Origin of the sequence: Variovorax cryoconiti, from assembly GCF_051216395.1 — a bacterium.
In the GTDB taxonomy this organism is placed as follows: domain Bacteria; phylum Pseudomonadota; class Gammaproteobacteria; order Burkholderiales; family Burkholderiaceae_C; genus Variovorax.
On sequence record NZ_JBPJZI010000001.1, the window covers coordinates 780,084 to 794,469 of the forward strand.

Here is a 14,386-nt window from a genome sequence, read left to right on the forward strand (position 1 = left end):
TCATCCGATTCGTCACGAAAGAACCTGCCATGTCGTCCCCGCATCCTGCTCGAACGAAGCCAGCATCCGCCGCCGCCTGCGCGCACCCGGAGTCGTTGCTCCCCGTTGGCGCCCGCGGGTGGCCGCGGACGCCCTTGTCGCAGGCCCTGGCGCTGATCGTGGCAACGGGCGGTTTCGTGGGCCCGGCGTACGCGCAGCGCGCGTTCAGCCCGCAATGGTTCGACGCGAAGTCGGCGGCTCAGTCGACGGCCACGGCCACCGGCCGCCTGCCCAACGGCATGTCGGCCGCGTCCCTGAATGCGCCGGCGCAGTTACGCAACAGTGAGCAGGCCCAGCGTTCGATGGAAAACCTGAGCCTGGCCGCACGCGGTATCGCCGCGCAGCAGGCGGCGCAGGCCGCTGCACGTGAAGCGGCGCTGGCAGCGGGCTCCGACATTCCGGACGGCCTGGCCGATGGCGGCCTGAAGGTCGACACGAACAGCCTGACGGCCGGCTGGCTCAACGCCAAGGCGCCGGTGCAGACGGCCGCGGGCGGGCGCACGGTGGTGGGCATCGAGCAGACCGACGAGAAGGCGATCCTGAACTGGGAAAGCTTCAACGTGGGGAAGAACACCACGGTCAAGTTCGACCAGTCGAAGGGCCGCAACGAGAAGGACGGCACCAACAACTGGATCGCGCTCAACCGCATCAACGACCCGAGCGGCAGGCCCAGCCAGATCGCCGGGCAGATCCAGGCCGACGGGTCGGTGTACCTGATCAACCGCAACGGCATCATCTTCAACGGCAGCAGCCAGGTGAACACGCGCAGCCTGGTGGCCAGCTCGCTGCGCCTGACCGACCAGCAATTCAACCTGGGCATCAACAACGCGCAGGTCATGGAGAGCCAGAGCGCTCAGTACCCTATTCCGCAATTCGGGGAATTCACCGCGCAGAAGCCTTGGGTCTACAGTCCTGACGGCGGCTATGTTGCGGGCAATGGGGTTGTGCCGGACCGCCTCGGTCTGGTGGACCGCTTCGATCCCGGCTTGCCGCCTGGCGCTGTCACGGTTGCGGCGGGCGCACAGCTGGATGTGAGCAGCGGCGGCAAGCTCATGCTCTTCGCGCCCAAGGTGAGCAACGCCGGACGCCTCTTTGCCCCGGACGGCCAGGTCATCCTGGCGGCTGGTGAAAACGTCTACCTCAAAAACCCTTCGGCGCAAGACCCGAACCCGGTGCGGGGCCTGGACGTTGCCGCGTCGGCCGTGCCTGGCTGGGCATTGAACAGTTCGTTTTTGAACGGCGCGCTTGGTTTGTCGCCGATCGTCTATCAATACGGTATCGGCGTGCGCGATGTCGTCGTGCCGGAAATGGCGGCGCGCGCGAAGGCGGTCGGTTACGAAGTGGTGAACAGCGGCACCGTGCAGGCCGACAGGGGCAACATCACCCTGCAGGCACAGGACGTTCGCCAGAATGGCGTGCTGCTGTCCACGACGGCCTTGAACAACCGCAATGGTTCCATCCAGTTGCGTGCATGGGGCTTGGCCACACGCCAGTATGGCAGCGACATCGACCAGTTCTATAACTGGTCGGCCGGCACCCTGACGCTGGGCAGTGGAAGTGTCACGCAGATCATGCCGGACGCGACCGACACCAGCGAGATCGAAGCGTCCGCGCTGGGCACCCGTTACCAGCCGGGCTGGATCGGCATGTACGGCAAGCTGATCGACATCCAGTCGAAGGCCGGCGTCCTGGCGCCCGCAGGCAATATCAACATCGAAACGGCGGCCAACCCGTTGTTCAGGGGTCAGCCGCAAAGTCTGGGAGACGGCAGTCGGATTTACCTCGACAGCGACGCTTTCCTCAGCGTGGCGGGTTTGCAGGACATGCTGGTGCCGATGTCGCGCAATTTCGTCGAGGCGGAGCTGCGCATCAACGAGCTGCGCGATTCACCACTCATGCTGAACTCCTGGCTGCGCGGCAAGAAAGTGATTGTCGACCGCCGGGAACATGGCGTGTTCGCCGATGGTCCGATGGCCGGCGTGCAGTGGGTGCTGGGCCCTGACGGCAAAACCTATCTCCCGGGGGAGTGGGTGGGCACACCACTGGCGGATGTGGCCGGCTGGATAGGCGTGGGCAAGACCGACCTCAGGGAGCTGTCGGCCGACGCCGGCAGCATCATGCTGCGTGCGGGCGGCTCCGTCATCACGCGCACCGGCTCGATGCTCGACATCTCCGGCGGCTCGGTGCGCTATTCGGACGGCATGAATACCGCCACAAAACTCGCGGGCGTCGATGGCGGCATCTACACGATGAACAAGGCCATGCCCGACATCGAATACGCGGGGCTTGCCGGCCAGTTCACGCAAACGCATGCGCGCTGGGGCGTGAGCACGACCTGGCGCAGCGCGCTGATAGGCGGCGATTTCAAGGAGGCCGGGTACACCGAAGGCCGCAAGGCCGGTGCAGTCCAGATATTTGCCGGTGACGCGATGGTGCTCGAAGGGGATATGTGGGGCGGTGTCATCACGGGGGAACGTCAACAGAACAAGCCGGTCGGCAACACAGGGGGCAAGTTAATACTGGGTGGCGGCACAGTACCGGACAAACCCTGGTCGCCAGGCAACATCATCGTCAGCCATGACCCACAACGCTTGAGTGATGCATTCAACGCCGGTACGGCCCTCGGTGCGGACTTCTATGTCCCTCTGGATCCCGCCAATCCGAGATCGAAGAAACTGACTTTGCTGTCCGACGACATGCTCAGCAGTTCGGGCATGGGCGCGGTCACCTTCTTCATCAGCAAAGGCGACGTTGAAGTGGCCACGGGCGCCCATGTCGAATTCTCTCCAGGCACCTCGCTGCTTATTACCGGTGGCGAGAATTCGACCGGCGCCATCCGCATCAACGGCACGATTCGGTCAGCAGGCGGTTCCATCTCCCTTGATTCGCTCTACGGACAACTGGAGTTTGGCGCGCAGGCCGGCCTGGATGTCTCCGGCCAATGGATCAATGCCTGGCGTGACGGCAGGTCCTCCGGGCCTTGGGCCATCGACGGCGGTGCGATCACCCTCAATGCCCGCAAAATCATGGCCGACGACAACGCCGTGTTCGATGTCTCCGGTGGTGGTCGTGTAGATCTCGGCAAGAAAGGCTTGCCTTCGCTGCGGGTTGGCGACGCCGGTTCCATCAGCCTGACCGGCGTCACGCCAGACATGGGTCTGGCGTCGTTGAACCTGCGTGCGTATGCAGCAGGTTCGGCCGGCAGTTTGTTCCTAGAAACGCCTTCATCCGTGCAAGTGGGCGGCGCAAGGAACGATCCTTCGGTCGTGGTATTGCCCGCCAACCTGTTTGGCGACCGCGGTTTCGGGAAAGTGTCGGTCGCGGTTCGCACCGACGGCAGCATCGAGGTCCCTGACGGTGTGACGGTCGGGCAGCAGGCCGTCGGTATCGATCTGAATTCTTTTGCCTACCGCGACGTGGCGACGGGCACGCGTCTGGCCGATGTGGCACCGATTGCCGTGTTGACCCTGCAAGAGCGGCTCCAGCGTGATCCGGGCGGACTGACGTTGGGCACGGAAGCCGGCGCCATCCGTGTTGGCACCGGTGCATCCATCGTGACCGACACCGGTGGCACGTTGAAATTGGCGGCGGGTGGTGCCGGTGCGCTGACGGTACTGGGCCGCCTGGAAGCGCCCGCCGGACGGATCGACCTGAGCGGCAAGACCGTCGGGCTGGCGTCGGGTGCGCAGTTGCTGGCACGCGGTGTCCCTGCGATCTACCTGGACAAAACCGGGCATGTGCAGGGTGCTGTGTTGTCCGGCGGTGTCGTGGACATCGTTGGCGCGGATGTGCAACTGGCCGCGGGTTCCCTGATCGATGTGTCGGGCGCGAGCGGGGAGATCGAGCAGGCGCAAGCAGGTGGTGCGTTCAGGCAGGTCAGCTACAAAAAGCGCGGGCTGGCCAGTGATGGCGGCACCGTCAACATTCGTGGCGAAGGACTGGTTGTCGCCACCCTGGTGGGCCAGGCTGGAGGGGCGGGCGCGCAAGGTGGCTCCCTGTCGATCCAGCATGTGCCCGCCGGGCCGGGCGCCAATCTGGCCGACGAGCTTCTGAAGTCCTTTTGCCAGATAGATGCGTCGTTCTGCACGCCGGAAAGCGTCATCGGTGTCGATTTCGCGCTGTTGCTGGGGTACAACCCCGGCGACAAGCCGCCCATGGTCATTACACAGGCAATATTCGACCATCTGGGTTCGGCTTCCAGGAATTCGCTGGTCGTCTCCACTGTGGCGTCTGCAGGCGCAGGACAGGGCGGGCCCGGGATCGACTACGCCGCGTTGGGCTTGAGCGAGGTCGTGGTGAATTTGTTCAGGGACGAGCTCTATATCGACTTGCGTGCCTTAACTCCGTCGAGTTCACTGCTGGTGGCGCGTCCAGAGTCTTTTTCCCGAGGTGGCTTTGCCAACCTCGCGCTGGCATCCAGGGGGGGATCGATTGAACTGGGGGATGTGCAGCTTTCCGCGAACCGGAGCATCACGGTCGACGGCACGCTGCGTCATGCCGTCGGGGAATCCGGACAGGCGAGCCTGGCGGCAGCCTATATCGGGCTCAAACAAACTTCTTCCCGCATTGCGCCGGCTGCGGTCGCCAACCGCACGGGAAGTTTGACGTTGAGCGCGGATGTGATCGATGTCGTGGGCGGCGTCAACGGACTTGAGTCCACCTTTGGGCCCGCGAGTATTCGCAGCTTTGCGTCAACCGCATTGAATGCGCCGGAACTCCGCTTCAGCGCGAACAATGCCGCAGTCAATCCAACGATGCCCGCGGATGCAGCCACTGCAGCGCTGGATGTCGATGGTGCATTGACCATCACTGCCGGCCAGGTCTATCCGTCCACCGCAGTGAACGCGAAAATCCTGTCCAGTGAATCCATCACCGTAGGGCGCTCTGGAGATTCTTCAGTGGTGCCTTTGTCGGCAGGCGGCACGCTGCGCCTGGAAGCCCCGGTCATCGAACAGAACGGCGTACTGCGCGCACCGTTCGGCCAGATCGAGCTGGTCGCCGGCGACCGCCTCTCGCTGGGGGCCGACAGCATTACCTCGGTATCGGGCGCCGGGTTGCTGCTGCCCTACGGCACGCTCTTGAACAACGAAAACTGGAAGGACCCGGCCAATGCAGGCGACGGCGCCAGTGCGTCAAGCGGCACCCTGACGTCCCCGCCAGAAAAACGCATCACCATGAAGTCGCCGAATGTCGACCTCGCCAAAGGCGCGGTCATCGACATCACCGGCGGCGGTGATTTGTATGCCTGGGAGTTCGTTCCCGGCCCCGGTGGCTCGAACGACCTGCTGGCGCGGCCGGGCATGTTCGCTGTGATGCCAGGACAGCAGGCCAGCGCGCCCGTCACCGGCGTGGACGCGGGCCAGCGCGTCTGGCTGGCCGGCGGCCCCGGCCTGGCGGCCGGCTGGTACACCCTGCTGCCCGCGCGCTACGCCTTGCTGCCTGGCGCTTTTGCCGTGCAGTCCACGGGCAATGCCTGGGAGGGCCCTGTCGCGCTCGGATTCGCCATGCGCGACGGCAGCCTCATCATGCAAGGCACCAACGGCAACAGCTACGGTGGTAGCCAGGATGCGCAAGCTTCCGCCTGGCGCGTCATGCCTGGCGCCACCGTGCGCAAATACACGGAATACAACGAAGCCTTCGCCAACGACTTCTTCTCGTCGGAGGCCTTCAAGCTCACGCAATACCGCCTCACCGGCCAGGACATCGTCACCCCCCGCCTGGCGCGTGACGGCGGTGCCGTCGTGTTCGAGGCCACCACGCGCCTGACGCTGGACGGAACCCTGCTGTCGCAGGCCGACAAGGGCGGCCGCGGCGGCCTGGTCGACATCGCTGGCAAGAAGATCGCCATCGTCGGGGCTGGCCAGGATGCGGCCTCCCTGCAAGCGGGCGGCTACCTGGTTATCGATGCCACCAGCCTCTCGAACTTCGGCGCCGGCAGCTTGCTGGTCGGCGGCACGCGCAAGGGCGACCTGCTGGGCACGGAACTCGACGTGACCGCCACCGACATCGTCGTGCGCAACGGCGCCGGGTCTGAACTGTCCGGTCCGGAAATCATCCTGGCCGCCAGCGAACAGGTCGCCGTTGATGCCGGCAGCATCGTCAGCGCCCGAGGCACGGGCGCCAGCAGCAGCGGCAATCTGCTCATGAAACCGCAGCAGGCCGCGGTCTATGACACCAAAGGCACACCCGAGACCACCGACGATGTTCTGGTGACCCCTGCCAAAGACTGGGGTGCGTTGATTCGCGTGGCCAATGGCGAGGCGATCAAGGTTGTGCGCCAGAACGTGGACACCACGCAAGGTGGCCTGGTCACCATCGGTGCCGGTGCGGTCCTCAACGGCGGCGAAGCCCTGCTGATCGACGCCACGCGCACGACGGAACTGGCATCATCCGCCCGGATTTCGGGCGTCGACCTTTCTGTGTCCGCCGGCCGCATCGGTTTCGGTGGCGGCAGCGGCATGGTGCTGGACAGCGCGGCTCTGGCCCAACTGGCCGACTCCAGGCGCCTGACACTGCGCAGCTACTCCAGCTTCGATTTCCATCAATCGGTCGACCTCGGTGCGGCGGGTCTTGCTTCACTGACTCTGGACGGCGCCGCGATCACCGGTCATGGCGGCGACATCGTCATCAAGGGTGACGAGATAACGCTGCAGAACAGCGGCGCAAACCTGGCCGCAACCGGCAACGGGAACGGCAACTTCACACTGGATGCCGCCACCTTGGTCCTGGGGGCCGGTCAGAAGAACTTCGCCGGCTTCGACAGCATTTCCCTCGGTGGGCGCGACCAGATCGTCGGTGCCGGCAAAGGTGGCATCGACACCGGCGCCATCGCGCTGAACCTGAACACCGCGCTGCTCACCGGCCGAGGTGGCGCGGCGCAAAGCATCGTGACGGCCGGTCAGTTGTACGTCACGGCCGCGCCCGGCGGCAGCCCGGCGCAGCAAGACCTGCAGGACAGCCTGGGGGCACGCCTGAGCCTGTCCGGCGCCAGCATCGTGTTCGGCAGCCGCGCCGTCGCGCTCGGCGGCAGCATCGACATGACGGCCACCGCCGGTGGCCTGACTCTGGCCGACGGTGCGCAGATCGATGTCGGCGGCTTTGCCAAGCAGTTCTTCGACGTCGCCGGCTACGCCGACGCGGGCAGCATCAAGCTGTCGGCCGTAGGCGGTGACGTCCGGCTCCATGGCGGTAGCCAACTCAACCTGGCCGCCCACAAGAGCGGCGGCAGCGCCGGCGCCCTGAATGTCGCCGCCGCCGCCGGCGGCACCGTGGTGCTCGAGGGCACGATCAATGCACAAGCCGGCACGGGCGGCAAGGCCGGCGCCTTCTCGCTGGACATTGCCGAATTGACCGATTTCGCCGGTCTCAGCCAGCACCTGAACGCGGCCGGATTCAACCGCTCACGGCAGTTCCGCATCCGCCAGGGCGACATCACGCTGGATGGCACCACGACGGTTGAAGACTTCGGCCTGACCGCCGACCAGGGCAGGATCACGATTGCCGGCACCGTCGATGCCAGAGCCGCCTATGGCGGCGCCATCCGCATCACCGGCGGCAACGGGGTGACCATGAACAGCGGTGCGCAGCTGCTAGCGGGCGCCACCGGTGAACTGGGCAGCGGCCGCGTCACGCTCGAAGCCGCAGGCGGAGAACTGGACCTGCAGGGCGGAACCATCGACGTCGCCGGCAATGAAGGCGGCAAGGTCAGGCTGCGGGCGCAGCAGAATGCCGCGCACACCGACCTCAACGCCAGCGCCGTCAACGTCAGCATCGCCGGCGCGCGCTCGGCGGTGATCGAGGGTGTTGCCACCTACAACGCCAGCACGGTCGATTCCGTCAAGGCCGCTGCAATCGCCGATGCCAACCAGTTCAGCGCGGCGGCGCCCGCTGTGGCGGCACGCCTGGGGACCAGCCTGGCGGTCATGCCCGGCATCGCCATCGAAAGCGCCGGCGACCTGACCATGAACAGCGACTGGAACCTGCGCAGCGACTTTGCCGGTGCACGGGAAGGCACGCTGACGCTGAGAGCCGGTGGCAACCTGATCGTCAATGGCCACCTGAGCGATGGGTTCGACAACGCTGACCGTACGGGAAAACTGCAGGAAGGCGCTTCATGGAATCTGCGCCTTGTCGCAGGCGCGGACCTGGACTCGGCCAATACCCTGGCGGTCAAGCCGCTGGCGGCGCAAACCGCAGGCAGCGGCAACATCACCATCGGCACGGCCGACACCGATCCGGACGCCGCGATCGACAACGGTGCGGGCAAGCTGATTCGCACGGGCACCGGTGACCTCGAAGTCCGCGCGGGCAGGGACCTGCTGCTGGCGCACAAGGAGTCGGTGATCTACACCGCCGGGCGCAAGGACATGACGACGTGGAGCGACTTCACGACGGCCAATGCCGCCGCGATCTACGGCATCGAGGGCGGCAACCTGGACCTCGCCGCGCAGGGCAGCATCGAGGCCCAGCCGGCGGGACAGCGCTTTGTCGAGTGGCTGAACCGGCAGGGCAACCTCAACACGCAGGGCTACTTCGGTGAATACGAGAGCCAAACGCTCGGCACGCGCCCGGATGGAAGTTATGGCTATTTGCTCATGCCGCCGGAGCAATCGAGCTGGTGGATCAACTATGGCGCCTTCAAGCAGGGCGTGGGCGCGCTGGGCGGCGGCAACGTCACGGTCAACGCCGGTGGCGATCTGGGCAACCTCGTGGTGGTGTTGCCGACGACCATGCGCATGCGCGGCGGCCGCTCGTCTGCTGAACTGATGGCCATGGAAACGCGCAACGGCGGCACCATGACGATCGAGGCCGGCGGCACCCTACGCGGCGGGCAGTACTACGTGGCGCGCGGCGCGGGCGACATCAAGGCCGGTGAAACGGCGGCAGGCAACACCGTATCGGTCATATGGAACGAAGGTGCCCCTGACAGCCGTGTGTACACCTTTCCCGTGGCGCCGGTATTGGCCTTGGGCGACGCCACGTTGAACGTTCGCACGGCGGGTGACCTGCGCGTGCAGACGGTGGTGGACCCGCTCCTCGTGCGTTACGGCAACGACGGCTCGGGTACGGACCCCTTGCCGAGACGGGAATACGGCGCCTACATGAGCGGCTACACCGACCGCACGGCACTCAAGCTGGTGTCGACCGGCGGCAACATCACCTTTGTCAACCAGGCCGACTTCATCTTCCACGACCTGTCCCTGAGCTTCGGCAGCCCCGGACATGACCTGATCGGACAGGGGGGCAACCGCTTCCCCGCGCGCCTGGCTGCCTTGGCCATGAACGGCAGCCTTGAAATACAGGGGCCTGTATCGGTCATGCCAGGTGCGACGAACGATGTGCAACTGATTGCGCAAGGCGACATACGTTTTGCCACACAGAATCGCGAAGCCCTCAATGCGTTGAATCTTCAGGGGGACATGGAAGCGCAAGTGATCATGCCCTATGCCACACCGGCGATGATGCCTTCCGCATTCAAGCCCCGCGGCATGGGTTTCAGTTGGATGGCACGCCTGCTTGCCAATCCGATCACGCCCTATGGCACAGATCCCACCATGCTCGCATTTGGCAACCCGGATGTGTTGCCCCTGGCCAGCGATTTTGAACCGAGCCGTATTTATGCCGGACACGGTTCCATCCTGGGGCTTGACCTGACGGCGAATGAGCAAACCTGGGTGCGTGCCGGGACCGACATTCGGGGCCTGCGTGTCAATGCGCGAAATGTGCGTGCCAGCGACGTGACCTTGCTGGAAGCCGGCAACGATTTCCTGGCCATGGCGAACGTGCGTGCCGCAACGCTGAACACTCCCGAGGATACGGGCAGCATGGCGATACAAGGGCCCGGCACCCTGGTGCTGTCCGCCGGGCGTGACGTCTATGCCGATAACCTGAAGATCCAGACCCTGGGCAACCAGCAATATGACCTGAACAACCGTCCCATGGCCGGCACCCAGATCAAGGGTCTGCCATCGCAAGGCGCGTCGATCACGGTGATGGCGGGCATGAACCAGGCCGCAGCTTACGACGCCTTCGCCAGTGCCTACCTCGACCCGGCCAAGGTGGCTGCAATGCCAGGCTATCTGAAGACGGTGGGCGCAGACGGCTCCGTGCTGCCGAGCTATCTGGCCGACCTGGTCGAGAGCCGCCCTGGCGGCCAGCAGAAGACGGTGCGGCGTGGCCTGGTCTCGTACATGGTGGACATGACCGGCGAGACGCTGGCACCGCTCGATGCATGGACGCGGTTCCAGGTGCTGCCGGCGCTGGCGCAGCAGCAGTTCATCCGCCAGGTCTACCTGCTCGAGCTGCGCGAAGCCGGGCGCGACCAGAACGAGCCGGGCATCGGCGGCCTGCCTCGCAACGGCGGCTACAACCGCGGCTACGCGGCCATCGCCACGCTGTTCCCGGGCGACGGCTGGAAGGGCGACGTGGCGGCCAACAAGCTGATGCTGCGCACCATGGCGGGCGGCGACATCAACGTGCTGACGCCCGGCGGCGGGCTGCAGGTGGCCGCACTCGGGGCCACCGTGCCCGATGGCTACGGCCTGGTGACCCTGGCCTCGGGCCACATCAACGTCTTCGCCAACGACGACGTCACGGTGAACCGCTCGCGCATCCTGTCCTTCGTGCCCGAGGCGACGCAGCAGGGCAGCGACCAGATCATCTGGTCGACCGTGGGCGACATCGATGCGGGACGCGGCTCGAAGACCGTGCGGGTTCCCTCGGCGCCTGAAGTGATCACCGATCTGGACGGCGTGACGGTGATCCGCGAGAAGTCGGACATGAGCGGCAGCGGCATCGGCACCGTGGGCGACGGCGACGTCGACCTGGTGGCACCGCTCGGCACCGTCAACGCCGGCGACGCCGGCCTGCGAGTGGCCGGCAACCTGAACATCGCGGCGCTGCAGGTGCTCAATGCCGACAACATCCAGGTCAAGGGCGAGATCAAGGGGCTGCCGGTGATCGCGGCGGTGAACATCGGGGCACTCACCAACGCCAGTGCGGCGGCCTCGCAAGCCACGGCCGCCGCGCAGGAGGTGATCCAGCGCGAGCGCGCGACGGCACGGCAGAGCCTGCCCTCGGTCTTCACGGTGCGGGTGCTGGGCTTCGGCAGCGAACCGGTGCCGTCGTCCGATCGCCCGAACGAGCCACGCACCCCGGCACCCGTCGGTGCGCGCTACGACGCCGGCAGCGCCTTCCAGCTTCTCGGGCAAGGCGCGCTTGCGCCGGACCAGCGGGCGCGGCTGACCGAGGTCGAGCAGAGCCGGCTGATGCGCTAGGCGTAGTTTCCCAAGAGGTTGTTCACCCGAGGTGAAGGACGATGGAGGTGACGTCAAAAGCAACCCGACCGCCAGTTTTGAAACGTCCGTGATTCCGGAGTGACGTCAGATGGACGGCGGAAGCGCCACCCAGCACTCCGGGGCTTGAGGCTTCGGCGCTTCATGAAATTTTTGTGACAAACGACAGTGCGGCGCGGTCTGCTCCGTCTTGAGTTCATGGCAGCCATTCCCGCGCGGACGGGGTGTGCGCCGATGAATCATCCAACCGGGCCCCACCGAACTTCTCTGTCATGCGACTCGCACCTTCAAGCGCTGCCCGCCGGCGCGTCCTGGCGGCCCGTCTGGCCATCGGTCTGACGGCCTTCCTCGTCGCGAACGCATGGGCATCCGACACACCGCAGGCCAACGCGAGCGGCGTTTTCCTCAACGAGGACGGCGATGTCTTGACCGCCGCGCATGCAGTCAGTTCCTGCAAATCCCTCTACCTCATCAAAGGCGCGCAGGTGGCCGCGGCAACCGTGCGGGCCGTCAGCCCGGAACTGGATCTGGCCGTGCTGCACAGCACGATCAAGCCCTATCTCAGTGCCACACTCGTGCTGACCGACGAGATCCCCACCGTCAGCGTCGGTGTGTTCGCCGAGAGCTACGAGACCTTGCAGCAGCGCCCAGACCGCATCCGATTGCTCAGCAATGCGATCACGGTGCATGGAGACGCGGGTCTCCAACTGATCTCCGATGCGAAGCCGGGCGCCAGCGGCGCACCGGTTCTCGGGCCGGACGGTCTGCTCCTGGGCATGGTCGTGGAGCGTGTCGCCGTAGCACCGCACGCGTTGGGGACCATGCTCAGCCGCGCGGCCTCCAGCGGCGTGAAATTCGGCGCGACACAGGTGCGTGCCGTGCCTGCCGCATCCATCAGACGCTTCCTCATCGCGCATGACGTGCGCTTCGTACAGAGCGTCAGTCCGCAGTTGAGCCCGTTTCAATCGCCGGCGGCACGCGCATCGACCTTGTCGGTGGGCGTGCTGTGCGGCTGACTTCGTCGAATCGATTCCAGGAACTCCGACATGACATCGAACGCTCCCGCCACCCCCCATGCCTCCACCTTGCGGCGAGGTTGGGGCCGTCTGCTCCGGGCCTGCGGATTGGTGGGCCTCGGGCTGACGGCCGCCACCGCACCGGCGGCGCCGCAGGCCCAGGTCCCGCAACCCGTGCCGCAGCACTGGATCAGCTACGCCAACCTCGCGGGCAACCAGTTGCAGGCCGCGCTCAGCGATCCGGCCAATGAAGCCGTCGTTCGGCTGCACGCCTGGATGCAGGCCCGCATGCTGCGAGAGGGCCAGGTTGCGCCACCTGCGCCACTGGTGGTGCGGCTCTGGGTCGCGGCCGACGGGCGGGTGCGAGGTGTCGTCTTCGATCCGCTCGGCGACGTGCAGGCCGACGCCGACCTGCGAGCACTGCTGACTGCGCAGTCCTTGGCCGAGGCTCCGCCGCGCGACATGCTTCAGCCGATGGTGCTGCAGCTCACGCTCAGCTTCGCGACGGGGATCTGACCGGCATGCGCGCAGCGCCCCGACGAGGGAGCATCGCAACGTCGCCGAAGCCTTCGGTCGCGCAGTTGCTCGGCGGCATCGCCGTGTTCCTTGCATCCGCCCTGATGGCTGTCGGACCCGCGCAGGCGGCCGCAACCTGGCCGGACGCGCGCGTGGCCGCGCTGGTCAGGCAATACGGTCCGGCGGTGGTTCGCATCGCCGTGGAGCGCGCTGCCATGCCACTGCGTCATTACAGCGACCGCTGGCGCGAGCAGGCGCAGGGCTTGGTGCCGCCCGAGGATGAAGACGCGCCCAGCGTGGGTACCGGTTTCGTTCTTGGCGCCGATGGCCTGATCATGACCAACGCGCACGTCGTAGCGCGCGGTTCGCAGATCAGGGTGACGATGCCCGACCGCCGCGGCTATGAAGCCCGGCTGATCGGACTGGACACCGTTGCAGACATCGCGCTGTTGAAGATCGATGCGGCCGGCTTGCCGACGGTGCGCATCGGCGACCCGGCTCGTACGGACGTCGGCGAGAGCGTGGTGGCGATCGGGTCGCCCTATGGCTTCGGCAATTCGGTGACAGCCGGCATCGTCAGTGCCAAGGGGCGCCTGCTGCCCGGTGCCGAGTACATGCAGTTTCTGCAGACCGACGTGCCCATCAACCCTGGCAATTCGGGCGGCCCGCTGTTCAACATGGACGGCGAGGTGATCGGCATCAATTCGCGCATCTACAGCCGCAGCGGCGGCTACCAGGGACTGTCCTTCGCGATCCCCATCGACGTGGCCATGCGCATCACAGACCAACTGCTTGCGACGGGCACGGTCACCCGGGGCCGCATCGGCGTCTCTGTGCAGGAGGTCGAGCAGGCGCTGGCCGACAGCTTCGGTCTATCGCGACCCGCGGGCGCGCTGGTGAGTTCGGTCGAACCGCGCGGTGCCGCGGATCGCGGTGGATTGAGGTCGGGCGACGTGATCCTGCAGGTGCAGGGGAGAGACGTGATCCAGGCGGCCGATGCGCTGGGCCTGATCGCCGAGCAAGTGCCGGGCGTGCTTCTCCGGCTGGTGGTGTGGCGCGATCGCGCCGAGCAGGTCATCGAGGTGCAGGTGGGAGGATTCGACACGCCGCTGCTGGCGCCGCCCGTGGCGTTGCCCGCGCGAATGGGCTTTGTCGTTCGCCCGCTGGCTCGGCGCGAGCAGCAGATGCTGCGCGTCGAGGGCGGGCTGTTGGTGCAGCGCGTGAACGCCGCGGCGGCGCGTGCCGGCGTGCAGCCGGGCGACCTCATTCTGGCCATCAACGGGCAGGGGGTCGACACGGCCGAAGGGCTGGCGCAGGCCTTCGACACGGCGGACGGCACGGCGGCCCTGTTGCTGCAGCGGGGCCGCACGCGGCTCTTCGTTCCGATGTGTACGCGGGCGGGCGTGACGCGTTGCTGACGGCCGGTCGTCGATATCGCCTGGTCGGTGCTGCACGCGCGGAGGGCACCGTTGTCACTGCAAGGTCATGCAGTCTGCCTACGCTCCGACCCCAAGGCGCCAT

Annotated in this window: 4 protein-coding genes; all 4 read left to right on the forward strand. The window is 66.3% G+C overall.

Annotated features, from left to right (window positions below):
* Positions 1-134 precede the first annotated feature (134 nt).
* Complete coding sequence (locus ACSFA2_RS03910) at positions 135-11,315, forward strand: filamentous haemagglutinin family protein (RefSeq protein ID WP_435453984.1); 11,181 nt, start codon at positions 135-137, stop codon at positions 11,313-11,315.
* Between the two features lie 290 nt (positions 11,316-11,605).
* Positions 11,606-12,349: a S1 family peptidase gene (locus tag ACSFA2_RS03915; protein WP_435453985.1), complete on the forward strand. Its 744-nt coding sequence runs from the start codon at positions 11,606-11,608 to the stop codon at positions 12,347-12,349.
* A gap of 30 nt (positions 12,350-12,379) precedes the next feature.
* On the forward strand, positions 12,380-12,865 hold the full coding sequence (locus ACSFA2_RS03920; RefSeq protein ID WP_435453986.1) for a YbaB/EbfC family DNA-binding protein: 486 nt from the start codon (positions 12,380-12,382) through the stop codon (positions 12,863-12,865).
* Between the two features lie 5 nt (positions 12,866-12,870).
* Complete coding sequence (locus ACSFA2_RS03925; RefSeq protein ID WP_435453987.1) at positions 12,871-14,283, forward strand: trypsin-like peptidase domain-containing protein; 1,413 nt, start codon at positions 12,871-12,873, stop codon at positions 14,281-14,283.
* The last annotated feature ends 103 nt before the right edge of the window (positions 14,284-14,386 follow it).

Excerpts from the sequence above, each read along its gene's own strand:
- ACSFA2_RS03925 (WP_435453987.1), top strand. The coding sequence starts at position 12,871 with ATGCGCGCAGCGCCCCGACGAGGGAGCATCGCAACGTCGCCGAAGCCT.
- ACSFA2_RS03915 (WP_435453985.1), top strand. The coding sequence starts at position 11,606 with ATGCGACTCGCACCTTCAAGCGCTGCCCGCCGGCGCGTCCTGGCGGCC.
- ACSFA2_RS03920 (WP_435453986.1), top strand. The coding sequence starts at position 12,380 with ATGACATCGAACGCTCCCGCCACCCCCCATGCCTCCACCTTGCGGCGA.